At 70.1% G+C, this 17,932-nt stretch carries 20 protein-coding genes; 11 read left to right on the forward strand and 9 right to left on the reverse strand.

Features of this window, described 5'->3' with window-relative positions; genetic code table 11:
* Window positions 1-24 precede the first annotated feature (24 nt).
* Genes wrbA through I4J89_RS00855 form a run of 3 tightly spaced genes read left to right on the forward strand, consistent with a single transcriptional unit; the run spans window position 25 to window position 1,928 of the window.
* A complete protein-coding gene (gene wrbA, locus I4J89_RS00845) occupies window positions 25-627 on the forward strand; it encodes an NAD(P)H:quinone oxidoreductase (protein ID WP_196411836.1) in 603 nt (200 codons plus the stop codon).
* Window positions 628-636: 9 nt separating this feature from the next.
* Window positions 637-1,437 (forward strand): thymidylate synthase, encoded by an 801-nt coding sequence (locus I4J89_RS00850; RefSeq protein ID WP_196411837.1) that lies wholly within the window; start codon window positions 637-639, stop codon window positions 1,435-1,437.
* Window positions 1,434-1,928, forward strand: a complete 495-nt coding sequence (locus tag I4J89_RS00855) for a dihydrofolate reductase (RefSeq protein WP_230858152.1) — start codon at window positions 1,434-1,436, stop codon at window positions 1,926-1,928. Before I4J89_RS00850 ends, I4J89_RS00855 begins: the two co-directional genes overlap by 4 nt.
* Here the strand turns inward: I4J89_RS00855 and msrB are convergent.
* A complete protein-coding gene (msrB, locus tag I4J89_RS00860) occupies window positions 1,909-2,313 on the reverse strand; it encodes a peptide-methionine (R)-S-oxide reductase MsrB (RefSeq protein WP_196411838.1) in 405 nt (134 codons plus the stop codon). The genes I4J89_RS00855 and msrB overlap by 20 nt on opposite strands.
* A gap of 73 nt (window positions 2,314-2,386) precedes the next feature.
* Between msrB and I4J89_RS00865 the strand changes: the two genes are divergently transcribed.
* The 3 genes from I4J89_RS00865 (at window position 2,387) to ligD (ending at window position 4,581) form a co-directional block, all read left to right on the forward strand.
* Window positions 2,387-2,875 carry a hypothetical protein gene (locus I4J89_RS00865; protein WP_196411839.1) on the forward strand — a complete coding sequence of 163 codons (489 nt, stop codon included), beginning with the start codon at window positions 2,387-2,389 and terminating at the stop codon, window positions 2,873-2,875.
* A gap of 99 nt (window positions 2,876-2,974) precedes the next feature.
* The gene (locus tag I4J89_RS00870) at window positions 2,975-3,484 is read left to right on the forward strand and encodes a hypothetical protein (RefSeq protein ID WP_196411840.1); all 510 of its coding nucleotides are present in this window, start codon (window positions 2,975-2,977) and stop codon (window positions 3,482-3,484) included.
* Between the two features lie 71 nt (window positions 3,485-3,555).
* Entirely contained in the window at window positions 3,556-4,581 is a 1,026-nt protein-coding gene (ligD, locus tag I4J89_RS00875; protein WP_196411841.1) for a non-homologous end-joining DNA ligase, read from the forward strand.
* 128 nt (window positions 4,582-4,709) lie between these two features.
* Here ligD and I4J89_RS00880 read toward each other — a convergent pair whose 3' ends face one another.
* Window positions 4,710-5,165 carry a GNAT family N-acetyltransferase gene (locus tag I4J89_RS00880; protein WP_196411842.1) on the reverse strand — a complete coding sequence of 152 codons (456 nt, stop codon included), beginning with the start codon at window positions 5,163-5,165 and terminating at the stop codon, window positions 4,710-4,712.
* Window positions 5,166-5,221: 56 nt separating this feature from the next.
* On the opposite strand from I4J89_RS00880, the gene I4J89_RS00885 reads away from it, so the two are divergent.
* A complete protein-coding gene (locus I4J89_RS00885) occupies window positions 5,222-5,680 on the forward strand; it encodes a potassium channel family protein (protein ID WP_196411843.1) in 459 nt (152 codons plus the stop codon).
* Here I4J89_RS00885 and I4J89_RS00890 read toward each other — a convergent pair.
* Together I4J89_RS00890 and I4J89_RS00895 are read right to left on the reverse strand one after the other, a co-directional pair.
* A complete protein-coding gene (locus I4J89_RS00890; protein WP_196412216.1) occupies window positions 5,631-7,148 on the reverse strand; it encodes an alpha/beta hydrolase in 1,518 nt (505 codons plus the stop codon). The two genes, I4J89_RS00885 and I4J89_RS00890, sit on opposite strands and share 50 nt — an antisense overlap.
* Window positions 7,149-7,209: 61 nt before the next feature.
* Complete coding sequence (locus tag I4J89_RS00895; RefSeq protein ID WP_196411844.1) at window positions 7,210-8,277, reverse strand: ATP-dependent DNA ligase; 1,068 nt, start codon at window positions 8,275-8,277, stop codon at window positions 7,210-7,212.
* Window positions 8,278-8,330: 53 nt separating this feature from the next.
* On the opposite strand from I4J89_RS00895, the gene I4J89_RS00900 reads away from it, so the two are divergent.
* Entirely contained in the window at window positions 8,331-9,164 is an 834-nt protein-coding gene (locus I4J89_RS00900) for a MerR family transcriptional regulator (protein ID WP_196411845.1), read from the forward strand.
* The gene (locus I4J89_RS00905; RefSeq protein WP_444876216.1) at window positions 9,161-10,081 is read left to right on the forward strand and encodes a transglutaminase-like domain-containing protein; all 921 of its coding nucleotides are present in this window, start codon (window positions 9,161-9,163) and stop codon (window positions 10,079-10,081) included. The genes I4J89_RS00900 and I4J89_RS00905 overlap by 4 nt, the downstream gene beginning before the upstream one ends.
* 33 nt (window positions 10,082-10,114) lie before the next feature.
* Here the strand turns inward: I4J89_RS00905 and I4J89_RS00910 are convergent, their stop codons facing one another.
* From I4J89_RS00910 to I4J89_RS00925, 4 genes are all read right to left on the reverse strand, one after another.
* A complete protein-coding gene (locus I4J89_RS00910) occupies window positions 10,115-10,483 on the reverse strand; it encodes a DUF3037 domain-containing protein (RefSeq protein WP_196411847.1) in 369 nt (122 codons plus the stop codon).
* On the reverse strand, window positions 10,480-11,205 hold the full coding sequence (locus I4J89_RS00915; RefSeq protein ID WP_196411848.1) for a HipA family kinase: 726 nt from the start codon (window positions 11,203-11,205) through the stop codon (window positions 10,480-10,482). Before I4J89_RS00915 ends, I4J89_RS00910 begins: the two co-directional genes overlap by 4 nt.
* A gap of 290 nt (window positions 11,206-11,495) precedes the next feature.
* Complete coding sequence (gene abmR, locus I4J89_RS00920) at window positions 11,496-12,047, reverse strand: ATP-binding transcription factor AbmR (protein ID WP_196411849.1); 552 nt, start codon at window positions 12,045-12,047, stop codon at window positions 11,496-11,498.
* 409 nt (window positions 12,048-12,456) lie between these two features.
* Window positions 12,457-12,861 (reverse strand): helix-turn-helix domain-containing protein, encoded by a 405-nt coding sequence (locus I4J89_RS00925; protein ID WP_196411850.1) that lies wholly within the window; start codon window positions 12,859-12,861, stop codon window positions 12,457-12,459.
* Window positions 12,862-13,083: 222 nt separating this feature from the next.
* Here I4J89_RS00925 and I4J89_RS00930 point away from each other — a divergent pair, with 222 nt between their 5' ends.
* Window positions 13,084-13,431 (forward strand): histone-like nucleoid-structuring protein Lsr2, encoded by a 348-nt coding sequence (locus tag I4J89_RS00930; protein WP_196411851.1) that lies wholly within the window; start codon window positions 13,084-13,086, stop codon window positions 13,429-13,431.
* 205 nt (window positions 13,432-13,636) lie between these two features.
* Window positions 13,637-14,701, forward strand: a complete 1,065-nt coding sequence (locus tag I4J89_RS00935) for an NAD-dependent epimerase/dehydratase family protein (protein WP_196411852.1) — start codon at window positions 13,637-13,639, stop codon at window positions 14,699-14,701.
* Window positions 14,702-14,803: 102 nt separating this feature from the next.
* Here I4J89_RS00935 and I4J89_RS00940 read toward each other — a convergent pair whose 3' ends face one another.
* Window positions 14,804-17,833: a putative bifunctional diguanylate cyclase/phosphodiesterase gene (locus tag I4J89_RS00940; protein ID WP_196411853.1), complete on the reverse strand. Its 3,030-nt coding sequence runs from the start codon at window positions 17,831-17,833 to the stop codon at window positions 14,804-14,806.
* Between the last annotated feature and the right edge of the window lie 99 nt (window positions 17,834-17,932).

Raw genomic sequence — 17,932 nt, forward strand, 5'->3', positions numbered from 1 at the left:
CGTCAGGTGAGTCAAGGGGGAACCGTGGCCGACGTCAAGCTGGCGATCATCTACTACTCGTCCACCGGAACCGTTCACGGCATGGCGCAACGGTTGCGGGAGGCGGGCGAGAAGGCGGGTGCCGAGGTGCGCCTGCGCCAGGTCTCCGAGCTCGCGCCGGCCGAGGCGATCGCCTCGAACGCGGCCTGGAACCGGCACTTCGACCAGACCAAGGACGAACCGCGGGCCACCGCCGACGACGTGGTGTGGGCGGACGCGGTGCTGTTCGGCACACCCACCCGGTACGGCAACGTGACCAGCCAGCTCAAGCAGTTCCTCGACACGCTGGGACCGCAGTGGGCGCAGGGCCAGCTGGCGAACAAGGCGTACGCCGGGTTCACCGCCTCGATGACCGAGCACGGCGGGCAGGAGTCCACCCTGCTGGCGCTCTACCACACGATCTACCACTTCGGTGGCGTGGTCGTGGCGCCCGGGTACACCGATCCGCTGAAGTTCGCGGACGGCAATCCGTACGGCGTCTCGCACGTCACGGGCGGCAGCAACGACGCGCCGCTCACCGAGGTGCAGTTCGCCGCGCTCGACCATCTGGCTCGCCGCGTCGTCAGCATCGGGGGGAAGCTCCGCTAACGTTCTGGCATGCCTGTCGACACCCAGTACGAAGATCTGCTCCGCAGGGTTCTGCAGTCCGGCACTCCGAAGAGCGACCGCACCGGTACGGGCACGCGCAGCCTCTTCGGCGAGCGCCTGCGCTACGACCTGTCCCAGGGTTTCCCGCTGATCACCACGAAGCGGGTGCACTTCAAGTCGATCGCGGTGGAGCTGCTCTGGTTCCTCCGCGGTGAGACGAACGTCGCCTGGCTGCGCGACCAGGGCGTGACGATCTGGGATGAGTGGGCATCTCCGGACGGTGAGCTGGGTCCGGTCTACGGCCACCAATGGCGGTCCTGGCCGGCGAAGGACGGCGGCTCGATCGACCAGATCTCCGAGATCCTGGACACGCTGCGGACGAACCCGGACTCACGGCGCATGATCGTGTCCGCCTGGAACGTCTCCGACATTCCGGAGATGGCGCTCGCGCCCTGCCACGCGCTGTTCCAGTTCTACGTGGCCGACGGCAAGCTCTCCTGCCAGCTCTACCAGCGCAGCGCCGACCTCTTCCTCGGCGTGCCGTTCAACATCGCCAGCTACGCCCTGCTGACCCGGATGATCGCGGCGCAGGCCGGGCTCGCCCCGGGCGACTTCATCTGGGTGGGCGGTGACTGCCACATCTACAACAACCATGTGGAGCAGGTCACCGAGCAGCTGAGCCGGGAGCCGTACCCGTTCCCGGAGCTGGAGATCGCCGATCGGCCCAGCCTCTTCGAGTACGAGTACGGCGACTTCACCGTGGTGAACTACCAGCACCACCCGCTGCTGCGGGCCCCGGTCGCGGTATGACCGCGACCGTGCACATGATCTGGGCGCAGGCCCGCAACGGGGTGATCGGCGCGGACGGGTCGATCCCCTGGCGCCTCCCCGGTGAGCAGCGCATGTTCAAGGAACGCACGATAGGCGCCACCGTGGTGATGGGCCGGGCCACCTGGGACTCGCTGCCGGAGCGGTTCCGCCCGCTGCCGGGCCGGCGGAACGTGGTGCTCACCCGCGACCCCGGCTGGACGGCCGAGGGCGCCGTCGTCGCGCACTCCACCGGCGAGGTCGCCGACGACGAATTCTGGGTGATCGGCGGCGCCGCGATCTACCGGGCCTTCCTGCCCCGGGCCACGCACATCGTCCGGACCACCGTGGACCTGGAGGTGGCGGGGGACACGTACGCCCCGGAGCTCGGCCCGGAGTGGACGGTGTCCGCCTCCTCAGGCTGGCTGACCACGCCGGACGGGCAGCGCTACGTCATCGACGACCTGACCCGCATTACTTCGGATCGAGCCTGATCGACAGGCTGTTCACGCAGTGCCGCGTGTTCTTGGCGGTGAATCCCTCGCCCCGGAACACGTGGCCCAGGTGCGAGTCGCACCGCGCACACCTGATCTCGGTACGCACCATGCCGAGGCCGCGGTCCTCGATCTCCTTGACCGCGCCCGGGATGGCGTCGTCGAACGACGGCCAGCCGCAGTGGCTGTCGAACTTGGTGTCGCTGGGGTAGAGCTGGGCGCCGCAGGCACGGCAGTTGTAGATGCCCTCGGTCTTGGTGTTCACGTACTCGCCGCTGAACGGCGCCTCGGTGCCCGCCTCGCGGAGAACGCGGAACTCGGCGGGGCTGAGGCGGATCCGCCACTCGTCTTCGGTGCTGGGCAGCGTGGTCTCATCAGATGCCATGCCTCAACCGTACGTCGCGGGCCTGTCGCACCGGGGGTGCGCCGAAGAGGGCGTCCGGACCGTTGAGAACTCTATGGAAGGTGCATCCCCGGCGACGTTCCGGCCGACCTGGCAGCAGGTTCTCGGCCACGGTCTCTACCTCGGCGCGCTGAGCGCGGTGGCGAGTGTCACCACCGGTCTGCTGGTGTCGCTCGCCTGGCCCCGGGCGGGTGGACCACCGGGATGGACGTGGCCGCTGCTGATTCTGGCGCCGATGCTGCTGGGCGCGGCGATCGGCCTGGTGGCGGGGCGGCGGACCGGCGTCGAGGTGGGTGCGCGGGGGATCCGGACGTCGTCGGTCTTCGCCGAGGGTGTGGCTCCCTGGCACCGGGTCGTCGACCTGCGGGCCGAGCGGCGAGGCCGGCGCAACGTGGTCTCCGTGTACCTCGATTCGGGGACAAGCGTGCAGCTGCACGCACCGTACGACGGGGGACTTTTCGCAGCTGACCCGCGGTTTGAGCTCAAAGTGATCGCTCTGTCCCATTTGTGGCGAAGTCACCGTTTCGGTGGTCTTCCGAGTTGATGACCCGCCGGGGGATGTTTCCGGGTAAAACGGGCAATTACCGTTAAGCTCCCGTGCGACCATGGAACCGTACCTTTCGCAACAGAACGGATACTCCTCATGAGCTTTTCGCGTCGGTTGGCTGCTGGACTGCCCGCGGCCGCTGTCACCGCCTTCGCCGCGTTCGCCCTGACCGGAACGCCGGCGACTGCCGCCGAGCCCGTCGTCCAGGGCGCGAATCCGGCGGTCATGACCAGTCCTGATCCGGCTTCGGATACGCGCGGTAACGCCGGATACGGAGGGAACGCGGCGGAGGTTCCCGGGGTGGTCGCGACCACCCCGACCCGTGGGAACCCGGGTTACGGCGGGGAGAGCCCCACCCCTACCCCGACACCCAGCGTCAGCGTCAGCGTCCCGTCCGTCACCGTCAACTCGGTACCGCCGGGCGGGGTCGCCTCCGATTCCGTGACGCCGGCTCCGGCCGTCACCACCCACGGTGCGGGCGTCAGCTCCGGCAGCACCCTCCCGGTCACCGGCGCCCCGCTCGCCGGCACGCTGGGAGTCGGTGGCCTGCTGGTCGCGGCGGGCGGCGTGGCCCTCTGGTACACCCGCCGGCGGCGTACCGCCTGACGTCCATTTCGCGAAGGGTCGTCCGGTTCGCCGGGCGGCCCTTCGTCGTCGGTGGGCATATGGTCGAGGACATGCCGAAAGCCGCCGCGGAAGAATTCCAGATCGCCGGCCACACCGTTCGCCTGACCAGCCCCGACAAGATCATGTTCCCGGCCAAGGGCTACACGAAGCGGGACGTCTTCGACTACTACGTCGCGGCCGGCGACGGCATCCTGCGGGCGCTGCGCGACCGTCCCACCACGCTGCAACGCTTCCCCGACGGGATCGAGGGGGAGATGTTCTTCCAGAAGCGCATACCGACCCGCGGCGTGCCCGATTGGATCAAAACCGCAAAGATCAAATTCCCCAGCATGCGTACGGCGGACGAGCTCTGCCCCGCCGATCTGGCCCACGTCGCCTGGGCCGCGCAGATGGGCACCGTGGTCTTCCACCCCTGGCCGGTCCGCGGCACCGCCGTCGACAACCCGGACGAGTTGCGCATCGACCTCGACCCGCAACCCGGCCTCGACTTCGGTGACGTGGTGACCACGGCCGGCGTGGTCCGCGAGGTGCTCGCCGACCTCGGCTGGACCGGGTTCCCGAAGACGTCCGGCGGGCGTGGGGTGCATGTGTACGTGCGGATCGCGCCCCGCTGGTCGTTCGTCGAGGTGCGCCGGGCAGCGATCGCCCTGGCCCGCGAGGTGGAGCGGCGCGACCCGGACCGCATCACGACCTCCTGGTGGAAGGAGGAGCGCGGCGAGAAGGTGTTCATCGACTACAACCAGATGGCCCGGGACCGGACCATCGCCTGTGCGTACTCGGTGCGCGCCAACGCCCGGGCCACCGTCTCCACCCCGGTCACCTGGGAGGAGCTGACCCGGGTCGAACCGGACGACTTCGACCTGCGCACGGTGCCGGCACGGATCGCCTCGATCGGCGACGCGCACGCCGCCATCGACGACGTCGAGCATGACATCACCCCGCTGCTGGAGTGGTCCGAGCGCGACGAGAAGGCCGGATTCGGCGACCTGCCCTATCCGCCCGACCATCCGAAGATGCCGGGCGAGCCGAAACGGGTCCAGCCCTCCAAGGACCGCGACCTCAAGGCCCAGCGTTAGCCCAGCCCGGCACCCTTTCCCGGCGGTCGCGTCGCGGCCGTGCGGTGGCAGCCGATCGCGTGGTGGCGGCGGGGAGGTGTGGTGTTTCGGTGACGGCCGGAACGCGTACCGAGAATGGGTTTTGAAATTCAGAGCGTGAGTTTCATGCCCTCGTGCGATGCGACGAAGCCCAGCGCGGCGTAAAAGCGGTGCGCGTCGGTGCGGCGCTTGTCGGTGGTGAGCTGCACGATCTTGCAGCCGCGCTCCCGTGCCCGCTCGACGGTCCACCGGATCAGCTCGCCGCCGAGGCCGCGGCCGCGCTGGTCGGAGCGGATCCGGACGGCCTCGATGAGCAGCCGTTCGGCGCCGCCCCGGCTCAGCCCGGGGATGAAGGTGAGCTGGCAGGTGCCGATGACCTCGCCGTCGTCGGTCGCCACGATCAGCTCGTTGCGCTCGTCCGCGTCGATCGCCTCGAACGCGGCCCAGACGGCGGGATCCACCTCCTCCGGCACCGTCCCGAAGCCGCGCTCACGGGAGAGGTCGTCGTCGGCGAGCAGGTTGAGTACGGTCGGCACGTCGGCGCGGGTGGCAATCCGGATCTGCATGATCCGAAGCTTGGCACGGTCTGTCGCGCCGGCCCCGCGTCGGGCACGATGACGGAATGAATGCGCTGCTCACGGTGCCTCGGATGGTCTTTCGCGCGGTGGTCTGGCTGGCCAACTCGCCGAGGAAGCTGTTACTCGCTTACCTGATCCTGCTCGTTGTGTGCGGCACCCTCTACGACCGCTTCGAGCCGGACACGTCGCTCGGCGACTCGATCTGGTGGGCCGTCGTCACCGCGTCCACCGTCGGCTACGGCGACATCTCACCCGTGACCTGGCAGGCGCGCCTGATGGCCGGCCTGCTCATCTCGCTGATGGTTCTGCTGGTCATCCCGCTGATCACCGCGCAGTTCGCCAGCAAGCTGATCGTCGACACCGACGCCTTCCGCCACGAGGAGCAGGAGGAGCTCAAGGCGAACCTGCGGCACGTCCGGCAGCTGCTGGAGGAGCTGGCCGAGCGGCAGGGCGTCAGCGTGCCGGACAGCGCAGGCCCTCCTGAGGGAGCTCCAGGTCGATGAGGTAACCGTCCACCGCCTGGCGGATGCACGGGGTGGACGGGTACGCGGTGTGCCCCTCGCCCTCCCACGTCAGCACCTGCCCCACACCCAGCATCTTCGCCAGGTCGGCGGTGTTCTCGTACGGCGTGGCCGGGTCACCGGTCGTGCCCACCACCAGGATCGGCGGCGCGCCGGTCGCCGGGCCGGTCGGGTACGGGTCGCGCTTGCCGGTCCAGAAGCTGCAGGGCAGCATGCCGACCGCGAGCGTCGCACCGAACAACGGGTACTTCGTCCGCCACTCGGACTGCAACCGGCGGATCTCCTCGACGCTCGGCGCGTCGTCGGTGTCCGCGCAGTTCACCGCGAGGTTCGCGTCGAACAGGTTGGTGTAACTGCCGTCCGGCTTCCGGTCGGCGTACTGGTCGGCCAGGGCGAAGACTCCCGACGCGTCGCCGCCCTGCAGGTCGTCGATCGCGGCGGCCAGACTTGCCCAGCCCGACTCGGTGTAGAGCGACGAGATCAGACCGAGGAAGATCCAGCCGGGAGTGGCGTCCCGCCCGTCGGCGCCGCGCACCGGCGAGGCCTCCGCCTTGGCCAGCGCGTCGGTCACCGCGCCCCGCGCGTCCGGCGCGATCGGGCACTTGGCCGGCGTCTGCGAGCACCACTCGGTGAAGTTGGTGAACGCCCGCTCGAAGCCCTTGGCCTGCGCCTCGGAACCCTGGACGTAGTTCTCCGTCGGGTCCACCGCGCCGTCGAGCACGAGAGCCCGCACGTTCTGCGGGAACAGCTGGGCGTACGTGGCGCCGAGCAGGGTGCCGTAGGAGTAGCCCAGGTAGGTCAGCTTGGGGTCGCCGACCGCGGAGCGCAGGGCGTCCAGGTCGCGGGCGGCCTGCTCGGTCGAGAAGGTGGGCAGGCGCGGCCCGTACCGCTTGGCGCAGTTCTCGGCGATCCGCTTGTTCAGCGCGGCGACCTCGTTGAAGTCGGTCGAGCTCGCCGGGTCCGGGTCGGCACCGAAGCTGGCGTCCTGGTCCTTGTCGCTGATGCACTTCACCGGGCTGGACCGGCCGACCCCGCGCGGGTCGAACCCGACGATGTCGAACCGGTCGGTGACCTCGGTGGGCAGGCCGCCCTGCGCCTGACCGAACGAGAGGTAGACGGCGGTGTCGATGCCGGAGGCGCCCGGGCCGCCCGGGTTGAGCAGCAGCGACCCGATCCGGTTCTTCTGCTTCTTGGAACGGATCCGGAGCAGCTCGATCTCGTACGTCTCCCCGCTGTTCGGCGCCGCCCAGTCCTGGGGCACGGCGACCGAGGCGCACTCGTACGTCATCCCGCTCGCGGCCCGTCCGACCAGGCCCTCGGGCACGTCCGGGCAGGGTGTCCACTGAGCCGGAGAGCCCACCGAACTCACCGCGCCGCCCGGCCTGGCCGGCTCGTCGGCGCCCTCCGGCGCGAACGTGGGCATGGTGCACCCGGCGGTAATCAGGGTCATCGCGGTGACGAGTGCGGTGGCCAGACGTCTTTGCACCAGACGACCCTATCCGGTCATCCGGTCAACGACTGGTCAGCACCTCGGCGAGGTCGAACCGGACCGGTCGCTCCAGCTGCTCGTACGTGCAGGTGCGGGGCTCGCGGTCCGGCCGCCACCGTTCGAATTGGGCGGTGTGCCGGAAGCGGACGCCCTCCATGTAGTCGTAACGCACCTCGACCACGCGCTCCGGGCGCAGCGGCGTGAAGGACAGGTCCTTGCCGTTGTTCCAGCGGCTCACCTCGTTCTTCCGCGGGGTGCGCTCGCCCTGCATGTGCGCCGCCCAGTCCCACGGGTGCCCCTCGAAGGAGGTGACCAGAGGCTGGAGCTCCTCGAACAGCTCCTCGCGCACCTTGATCGGGAACGAGCCGATCACCCCGACACTCACCAGGACGTCACGCTCGTCGTAGAGGCCGAGCAGCAACGAGCCGATCCGGTTCTCCGCCGACTTGTGCACGCGGTAGCCGGCCACCACGCAGTCCGCCGTGCGCTTGTGTTTGATCTTCGTCATCACCCGCTTGTCCGGCTGGTAGGTCAGATCCCGGGCCTTCGCGATCAACCCGTCCAGACCGGCGCCCTCGAACTCGTCGAACCAGCGGCGGGCGGTCTCCAGGTCGTCGGTCGCGGGTGTCACGTACACCGGAGGTTTGGCATTTTCCAGCGCTTTGATCAGGCGGGCGCGGCGTTCGCTGAACGGCAGCTCGGACAGGTCCTCGTCGCCGATCGCCAGCAGGTCGAAGGCGACGAAGCTGGCCGGCGTCTGCTCGGAGAGCAGCTTCACCCGGCTCGCCGCGGGATGGATGCGCTGCTGGAGAGCCTCGAAGTCGAGCATGTTGCGCTCGGTGTCGGCGACGATCACCTCGCCGTCGATCACCACCCGCTCCGGGAAGTTCGCCAGCACGGCCTCGACGACCTCGGGGAAGTAGCGGGTCATCGGCTTCTCGTTGCGGCTTCCGATCTCCACCTCGTCACCGTCGCGGAAGACGATCGACCGGAATCCGTCCCATTTGGGCTCGTAGACCTGGTCCGGCGGGATATCGGCGACGGGCTTGGCGAGCATCGGCTTGACCGGTGGGTTGAGCGGCAGCTGCATCCGCTCAGTCTGCCCCTTTACTCGGCCCCTGGGGGAGGCTTCACCATCGATCCATGACATCGCGGGGGATCGAGTCGATGACGATCGGCGAGTTCGGGCGGCGGTCCGGTCTGTCGATCAAGGCGCTACGGCTCTATGCCGTCTCGGGTCTGCTCCCACCGGCCGAGGTCGACGCCGCCAGCAGCTACCGGCGCTACACGGCCGACCAACTCGAGCGGGCCGCCCGGATCAGCCTGCTGCGCCGTCTCGGCATGCCGCTGGCGGTCATCGCGGAGGTGATCGACCTTTCCGAGGAGGAGGCGGGACGTCGCCTGGATCGCTGGTGGGCGACCGAGGAGGCGGCTATCGCCGCCCGGCGGGAGAGCTACATCTGGTTGCGTACACGGTGGGTGCACGGCGGCGAGCCAGAGCAGACCTATTCGGTACGGGTGGAGCTGCGCGCCGCGCGAAAGGTGGCCACGATCCAGACCGTTGTGGATCAGCAGAGCCTGGTCACCGCCATGGGCTCCGCCGAGTGGGAGATCCGCCGGCACCTCGAGGAGCAGGGTGCCGCGACCACCGGCGAGCACTGGGTGGTCTATCCCCACCCGGTCACGCCGGACAGTGAGACGGCCATCGAGGTCTGCGTGCCGTACTCGGGTTCGGTCGAGCCGGTCGAGCGGATCACACTCCGCAGAGAGCCGGAGCGACTGGTGGCGTTCGCCGTGGTGACCCGGGACGACTGCTTCTACCCGCGGATCACGCAGGCCTATGAGGCGGTGTGGGAGTTCGTCACCACGGCCGGCCACCTGCTGTCCGGCCCTCCTCGGGAGATCTACCTCGACTCTTGGGACCGGCTCGCCGGGACCGACCCGTTCGCGCTCGTCGCGCAACCTATCGAAGGGTGAAGGCATTGGACTACACACGACAGACGGCGTTCTCCGACCCGCGGCACCATCTCGCGCAGCTCGCGGCACTGCCGGACGACGTTGCCGGCATCGCAGCCGTGGTGCGCAACCTCGTGGTGCACTACCGGGCCTCCGGGCTGGAGTTCCCGCCCGCGCGCCTCTCCGAGATCGACAGCCGCTGGGTCGACCGCATGCTCGACGCGGACGCGTCCCGGTTCTCCGAGCCGCTCGACGTGCCCCGGCCCGAGGAGCAGCGGATCGTCGGCTGCTGCCGTGACTTCACCCTGCTCACCGTCTCGGCGCTACGGGCGAAAGGCATCCCGGCGCGCAGCCGGGTCGGTTTCGCCGACTATCTGGAGCCGGACTTCCACGTCGACCACGTGGTGGCGGAGTACCACGACGGCCGACGCTGGATCGCGGTCGACGCGCAACTGGCCGTCGAGGACGTGCTGCTAGGGCCCGGTGGTCTACGCACCGCGGCGCAGTCGTGGGTCACCTGCCGTCGCGGCGATGCCGACCCGGACACGTTCGGCGTCGGCGGCGGGAGCCCTCTGCGCGGTCTGCGGATAGTGGCGGAGTATGTGCTGCTCGAGTTGGCCCATCGCCGGGGCGACGAGCTGCTGCTCTGGGACATGTGGGGCTATGTGGCCGAAGTAGCCGACCAGATCGCCGGGCGCCCGATCGAGGAGGCTTGGGCGGATCTGCCGCCGTGGCGGCCCGAGGAGCTGTCCCTCGTCGACGAGATCGCCGAGCTGCTCGTGGCCGCCGACGCCGGCGACCGGTCCGCCGAGGAGAAGCTGGCCCGCCGCTACGCCGAGGACGATCGGTTGCGTCCGGGCGACACCATCGCCTGCTATTCGCCGCGCGGCGTGCGCTCCGAGGTCGACCTGCGGCGGCGGACCTCGACCATGGCCTGAGGCACTGCGGGTCTTCGCTCTTCGGCCGTTCTATCAGCGGACCAGCAGGTCACTGAGCCTCTCCAGCTCGGCGGCCGGGTCCTCGGCCAGCCCCATGTGGACCGGACCGGCCCTCAGCACCGTGCTGCGCGGTGCGACCAGCCAGCGGAAGCGTTCACCCAGGCGCATCTGCTCGGCCGCGCCGCCACCGGAGCAGGTTCGTTCCCAGGAGTCCAGCGCGGTCCGGATCGCCGGCACGTCGGCGGCCGGGTCCAGCGCGCGCAGCCGGGCCTCGTCCAGGTGGGTGCGGGCGGAGAGGAAGTCGTGGCGCTGGCAGTACAGCAGCACCCCGACGTTGATCAGCTCGCCGCGTTCGATGCGGGGAACGGCCTGGATGATCGCGTACTCGTAGGGGACCTTCACGGCAACCACGCTTCCGGCCGGGCCGCGCGCTGCGACAGGTGGTTCAGGTACGCGTCCCGGTCCGCTTCGTCGTCCAGCCACTCGTCCGGGATGAGCGCCAGCACCTCGCCGAGCAGTGCCGGGGTGATCCGTGCCGCCAGGGCCGGACCTTCCTCGGCCAGCCCGGTGGCGTACGGCTTCAGCACGTGGTCGTCCCAGCGGTACGGCCGGTGCACCACGGCGGCGGCCCGAGCCCAGTTGTGATGGAAGTAGAGGGTGGCCCCGTGGTCGATCAGCCAGAGGTCGCCGTGCCAGATCAGCAGGTTCGGGTTGCGCCAGCTGCGGTCCACGTTCTCCACGAAGGCGTCGAACGCTACGACCCGGCTGGCCAGGCCCGCCTCGACCGGGTGGGCGTTCGGGTCGTAGCCGAGTGCGCCCGGCAGGAAATCCATCCCGAGGTTGCCGCCCGCGCTGGCCTTGATCAGCTCCTGGACTTCCTCGTCCGGCTCGGCCCGGGCCACCACCGGGTCGAGCTCGACCCGGGCCAGCTCCGGCACCGGCAGCCCCAGCCGTCGCGCCAGCTCCCCGGCGATCACCTCAGCCACCAGCGCCCGCGGCCCCTGCCCGGCGCCGCGGAACTTCACCACGTACGTCCCGAAGTCGTCGGCCTCGACGACACCCGGAAGCGAGCCGCCCTCGCGGAGCGGGGTGACATATCGGATGGCGGTGACCTCACGCAGCACGTGATCACCCTACGGCCGGCCTGCGGCTGCCCGCTGTGGCGCCCCGCCACATGCCGCGGGCCGCCCTTTTTGCGGCGCGCGCCGGCCTGATTCCGTGCCCGGCCTGATTCCGTGCCCAGCTTGGTTCCGTTTCCGGCCTGGTTCCGTGCGCCCCTACCTGATTCCCGGCGGCGCCTGCACCCGCAGCCACCCGCCTGCCGCCTTGCCGCGTCTTCGCTGGGCGGGACGCCCGTCGTGCGGCTCGGTGTGCTTGCAGGCGGGAGAGTCAAGGGCAGCAGGCGCCGCGCGAGTCAGGCGTCGGGGCCTTGCCGGCGCAGCTCGTCGACTCGGGTCATCGCGTTGCGAAGTTCACCGAGCCAGTCCTCGGTGTGCCGGCCGACCAGTTTGACGCACCAGGCCAGCGCCTCCGAGCGGGAGCGGGCCACGCCGGCGTCGACGAGTGTGTCGAGGACCTGCCGTTCCGGTTGGCGCAGGCGGGTCATCACCGGCGCGGCGAGGTGGGTGAAGAGTTCGGAGGTGTCACCGCAGCGGATGCCCCAGGCGACCTTGCGCTGGTAGCGGTGTTCGACCTGGCGGGCGACCCTGATCCGGGCGTCCCGGGTGTCCTCCCGGAACTGGGTGATCCGCCCGGCCTGACCGGCCGCCTGGTCGGCTTCGGTCGCCTCGGCGGCCAGCTCGGGCCGTGGCAGACGACCCCAGATGATGATTTCGTCACGATCCACGACGACCTCGGGCGGTTCGGTGAACCATCCGTCCGGTACGGCGCCGGTCACCCAGGCGGCCGCGTCGTCAGCGTTGGGTGGCTCGGCCCGCCCACCGGGCGGAGCAACTCGAAGGCGCATTTCCAACCTCCCAATGGTGCCTCACTTACGTGATTACATACTTACACCCTTGCAAGCGAATGTGGCAGCCATGTTCGCAGTGGGCGAACCACGGTTGGCGGGGTGCCGATGGTTGCGGCGCCCGGCCAGGTTGCGCCGCGCACGGTGGGGGGCGCGTCCGGAGTGGTGCCGGGCAGCGGGCCGGGTTCCGTTGGGCCGCAGGTCGGGGTGCGCTGGGCTGCGGTCTGGGCGCGGTGAGCCGCGCGGGGGTGCGCCGGGTGGCGGGCGGAGCGCGGTGAGCAGTGCAGGGGGTAGCAGGAGCAGTGCAGGGGGTAGCAGGTGGGGCGCGGTGAGCCCCACGGATCCGCGGAGTGCGCCAGGTAGCGGGCCGAGCGGTGACCCGCAACCGCCCGGCCGGGCCCGATCGCGGTCAGGGCGCCTCCGCGAAGTTCTCGATCACCTGGAGCAGTTCGGCAGTGGCCCGAGGCGTCCCGACGATGACCACCGTGAGCGTGGCCCGCTCCCGGTCATGAATCGTCTGGACATGTGGCGCTCCCGCCGGCGCCGCGATCGCTGCCTGGATGAGCGCGTCGAACCGTTCCGCGCGGAAGAAATCCACACCCGCGATCCGGACCACGGAGGACACCTCGACCGGCGCCGGTTCCGCCGGGTTACCGGCTTCGGCAGTCAACGCCGCCAGCGAACTGCGCGGAATCCGGTATCGGCGGCCCACCCGTACGGCCTTGATGCGGCCGGAGCGGACGTGGGCGCGAACCGTCTTGACGTGCAAGCCCAGCAGTTCGGCCACCTCCTCCGCGGAGAAAAGTTCCCTCAACTTCCTCAAACCTCCCTACCAGGGAAGGTTAGAGCACCGGCGGCGTGGCGACCCGGGAGGGATACGCATTCACGAGGCTCAAAAGCGCCCTCACCACCTGCAATTGCGACATGCCAGAACGCACAATTTGCATTCGATACCGCTAACCCGCCAGAATGAATGCGACGACGACGACCATTCGCGCACTGTCACCCGAATGACATCGCGGTAGGAGCGACACACATGGCCAAGCAGATAATTACCCTTCTCACCGACGACCTCGACGGGGGCGAAGCCGACCGCACCGTTGAATTCGGGCTCGACGGCGTGAACTACACCATCGACCTGTCCGAAAAGAACGCCGGCAAGCTGCGCAAGGCCCTGGAACCGTTCCTCTCCGCGGCGACCCGGCTGGGCCGCAACGGCAGCATCCAGGCCACCGCCCGGCGGGCCGCACCGGCTGCGACGAGCCGGTCCAGCCGCGATCAGAACCAGGCTATTCGCGAGTGGGCCAACAAGAACGGGTACACCGTCTCCGAGCGGGGCCGGATCCCGAGCGACGTCGTGGAGGCGTACCACAGCAAGCGTTAGATCGAACCGCACGCACGGCGGCGCCACCGGGATCCCGGTGGCGCCGTCGTACGTCGAGCGACATGGCTCGATAGCGAAGGCCCGGATTTCGAACCGAAACATCGGGCCCGGACGGGCATCCGAAAACTGCCCGGGAAACACAATCCGGCCGGCCGCAACCGATAACCGTGGTTCAACCCCGACACGCTGGGTACACGAAAAAACCATGCGTGTAGTGATCGTGGGTGCCAGCGGCAACGCCGGAATCGCCCTGCTGCGTCGCCTCGAGACCGAACCCGACATCGAGGTCACCGGCGTGTCCCGCCGGCTGCCGGACGGCGTCGAGCTGCCCTGGCACGCGGTGGATGTCGGCGCGGACGACGCCACCGAGAGGCTGACCGGAATTTTCCAGGGCGCCGACGCCGTGGTGAACCTGGCCTGGCAGATCCAGCCGAGTCACGACCCGCGCCAGCTGTACCGGACGAACGTGCTGGGCAGCCGGTCGGTGTTCCGGGCCGTACTGCGCGCGGGCGTGCCGTCGCTGGTGCACGCGTCCTCGGTCGGCGTCTACGCGCCCGGCCCGAAGTGGGCGTTCGTCAAGGAGACGTGGCTGCGCACCGGCGTGCCGGAATCCTCGTACAGCCGGCACAAGGCGCTGGTGGAGCGGATGCTCGACGAGATCGAGGCGGACCATCCGACGTTGCGGGTGGTGCGGCTCCGCCCCGGCCTGATCTTCCAGCGGGACGCGGGCACCGAGATCGGGCGGTACTTCGCCGGTCCGCTCCTGCCCGCCCGATTGCTGCGTTTCGGCTGGATCCCGCTGCTGCCGCGGCATCCGGGGCTGAAGATGCAGGCGGTGCACGCCGACGACGTCGCGGACGCGTACCTGCGGGCGCTCCGGGCCGACGTGCGTGGCGCCTTCAACATCGCGGCCGGGCCGGTGCTTGATCCACACGTCGTGGGTGACGCTTTCCACGGCGTACCCCTGCCGGTTCCGGGTTTGCTCTTGGAGGGTGCCGCCTCGCTCAGCTGGTGGCTGCGGCTCCAGCCGGTCGATCGAGGCTGGGTCCGGCTGGCGCTGAAGGCGCCGCTGATGAGCTGCGACCGGGCCGCGGCCGAGCTGGGCTGGCGCCCGCGCGTCGATGCGGTGAGCGCGCTGCGCGAGCTCGTCGCGGGCCTGGCCGCGCGCGCGCACGCCGACACCCCACCGCTTCGCGACGACGCCGACCTGCCCGGACGGATGGGCGGCCTACTGCGCGGCCGCCTGCCAGGCACCGGAAACCCCTATTGAGGTACGAGTGATCGGCCGCCCCCGAACCCACCGGCCGTCCCGAACTACGGACGCGACCGCCTGCCGGTTCCGGCCCCAGCGCGGCCGCCGGGAAACAGCGGGTCAGACGGCGATCGGCTGAACGCCGCGCATCCAGGCCAGCACCTCGGTCGGGCCGAGCGGGCTGGAGAAGAGATAGCCCTGACCGAACGGGCAGCCCATCCGGACCAGGAGCTCCCGGTGCGTCGGGCTCTCGATGCCCTCGGCCACCACGATTAGGCCGAGTGACTGGGCCAGGCTCACGATGCCGGTGACCAGCGCGAGCGGCTGATGGCTGGTGATCATGTCGTCGATGAAGGTCTTGTCGATCTTCACGACGTCGATCGGACGCTGGCGCAGGTAGCCCAGCGACGAGTAGCCGGTGCCGAAGTCGTCGATCGCGATCCGGATGCCCAGGTCGCGCAGCGTGGCGAGGTTCGTCCAGACCTGTTCGTCGTCCTTGACCAGCATGGTCTCGGTGATCTCGAGCATCAGGCCCTGCGGCGGCACCCCGGTGTGCTGGAGCGCGTTGCGTACCTGGTCGACGAACCCGTTCTCCCGGAACTGCCGGACCGAGACGTTGACGCTGACGTACGGCGCGAGCTCGGGCGGCAGGATGCGCCGCCACTCGGCGACCGTACGCAGCGCCTCCTCCAGCACCCAGCGTCCCATCGGCACGATCAGGCCGCTCTCCTCGGCCACCTCGATGAACTGGTCCGGCGTGATCACGCCCCGCTTCGGGTGATGCCAGCGGACCAGCGCCTCGAAGCCGACCGGCGTACCCGCTGCCAGGTCGACGATCGGCTGGTAGTGCAGCAGGAAGTGACCCTCGTTGACCGCGTGGTCCAGCGCCGAGCGCAGCTCCAGCCGCTCCACCATCTCGTTGTGCAGGTGCGCCTGGTAACGCCGCCACTGGTTCTTGCCGGCGCCCTTGGCCACGTAGAGGGCGAGGTCCGCCTGGCGCAGCAGTTCGTCGGCGTCGCTCGCCTCGGGTGTGGTGGTGATGCCGATGCTGGCGACCGCGTGCAGCGGCTTGGCGTCGGTCTGGATCGGTGGGGCCAGCGCGGCCAGGATGCGGTTCGCGGTCTCCTCGACCGCGCCCGGATCGTTGACGTTCTCCACCAGCGCCGCGAACTCGTCACCACCGAGCCGGGCCGCCGTGTCGTCGGCCCGCAGCGCCCCGGCGATCCGGCTCGCCACCTCGATCAGCAGCTGGTCGCCGACCGCGTGCCCGAGCGTGTCGTTCACGATCTTGAAGTCGTCCAGGTCGATGAAGAGGACGCCGACCACCGAACCGTCCCGGGCACCGCGGGCCAGCGCGTGCTTGAGCCGGTCGTTGAAGAGCACTCGGTTGGCCAGACCGGTCATCGCGTCGTGGAACGCCTGGTGGGTGAGCTCCTGCTCGAGACGGCGCTGCTCGGTCACGTCCCGCATGGTGATGACCAGGCCGGACACGGTCGGTTCCGCCCGCAGGTCACGGCAGTGCAGCTCCAGCAGCACCTCGGTACGCCGGTTGCCGCGGGCGCGGAAGTCGAGCTGTTGCTGCAACTGGTCACCGCCCCGGACCGCGGTCAGCACCTCGGCGAGCCGGTTCCGCTCGCCCGGGTGGATCACCTCGGGGAGCAGTGCCCCGGTCGGGTCGCCGCCGAACACGCCGACCGCCGACGGGCTCGCGTACCGGATCCGGTCCTGCTCGTCGAGGATCACGATGACGTCGGCGGTGTTCTGGATCAGGGTGCGGAAGTAGGTCTCGCTGTTGCGCCGGGCCACCTCCTGGCCGAGCGCGATCCGCTCCAGGGCGAGCGCGACCTGTCCGGCCAGCACCTCCACCGAGCGTTGGAGTTCCAGCAACGCCCAGGTGGGCGCGCCGACGTGCAGCACACCGACCAGCGGGTCGCCGCCCGGCCGGTCCTTGAGCACCATCGGGCAGCGCAGCGTCTTGGTGAACTGGGTGAGCCGTACCGCGACGGCCCAGTCGACGTCGCGGGTGGTGACCAGGCGGGCGGCGGTGCCGGTGGCCCGGTCCACGGCGGCCTGCGCGGCGGCCTCTGCCGACTGCGGTTCCGCCTGGGCGATCGCGATCGCCAGAACGACGCCGTGCGGCACGTCGCCGGGGAGCAATTGGGCCACCGCGGTGCGTACCGCGAGCCCGACACCCTCGGCGTCGACCGCCGACACCAGAGCCGCCGAGGCCTCGCGCAGGGCCCGTTCCCGGGCCATCGCCTGCCGGTGGCTCGTCATGATCCCGGCCATCCGGGCCAGGACCAGCAGCAGCATGAGCATGCTCAGCGCGGCCACCGTGGTGAGGCCGGCGACCTGCCCGTCCCGGAACATCTTCAGCACGAGTACGGCCGGCGCGACCAGAGCCGCCACGCCGAGCAGGGCGAGCCGGCTCCGGCTGGTCTCGGCGGGCGGCACCTCGGACGGGCGGGTCAGCTCCGCCATCGACGGGATCGACGCGGCCAGACCGGCGGCAGCGTAGAAGGCCAGGTGGCCGAGGACAGGTTGGCGGGCCACATCGGCGACCAGCATCGCGAACACCCCGGCGCCGAGCCAGTGACCGGGCGCGACGAGCCGGCCGGGCATCGTGGCGAGCCGGATCAGCAGACCCAGGCAGAGCAGGTCGGCGAGCGGCATGGCCAGGCCCATCCAGCCCTCGCCCACCGAGCCGTCCATCCGTGGCCCGATCACGAACGTCCAGATCAGCAGCGCCACTCCGGAGGTGACGGTGAGCGCGTCCAGCAGGCCGGCGTGGTCCCGGGCGGCGTTGGTGCGGCGGCGTACGAAACCGGCCAGGGCGACGGCCAGGACCGGGTACGCGAGCAGCAGCAGCGCGGTGCCGGTCGGCGCCAGCCAGAGCGCCCAGTTCGTGATGAACGACGGTGCGTCGGCGGCGGCTCCACCGATCGCCGACAGGGCCACGGCCGCGGCGAGCAGCCACCACGGCCGGACGTCGTCGGGGTGGCTGCGACGGATCCCGTACGCCACGACGGCGACCGTCGAGACCCCGCCGACCAGCCGCAGCGGTATCTCCAGGCCGGGTTGCAGAGCCACGGCGACGATGAGCACCGCCATCCAGGCGCCGAATAGGGCGGCGGGCCACCGTGTCGGCATCCTGCTCCCTTCCGCGCTACCCCGATATCGGCCTGATCGGCCCGCCAGCCGATGATCTGAGCGATAGCGGCACGATGAACCCTTTTCACCCGGGCGACG

The sequence above is a fragment of the Actinoplanes aureus genome, from assembly GCF_015704865.1.
In the GTDB taxonomy this organism is placed as follows: Bacteria; Actinomycetota; Actinomycetes; order Mycobacteriales; family Micromonosporaceae; genus Actinoplanes; species Actinoplanes aureus.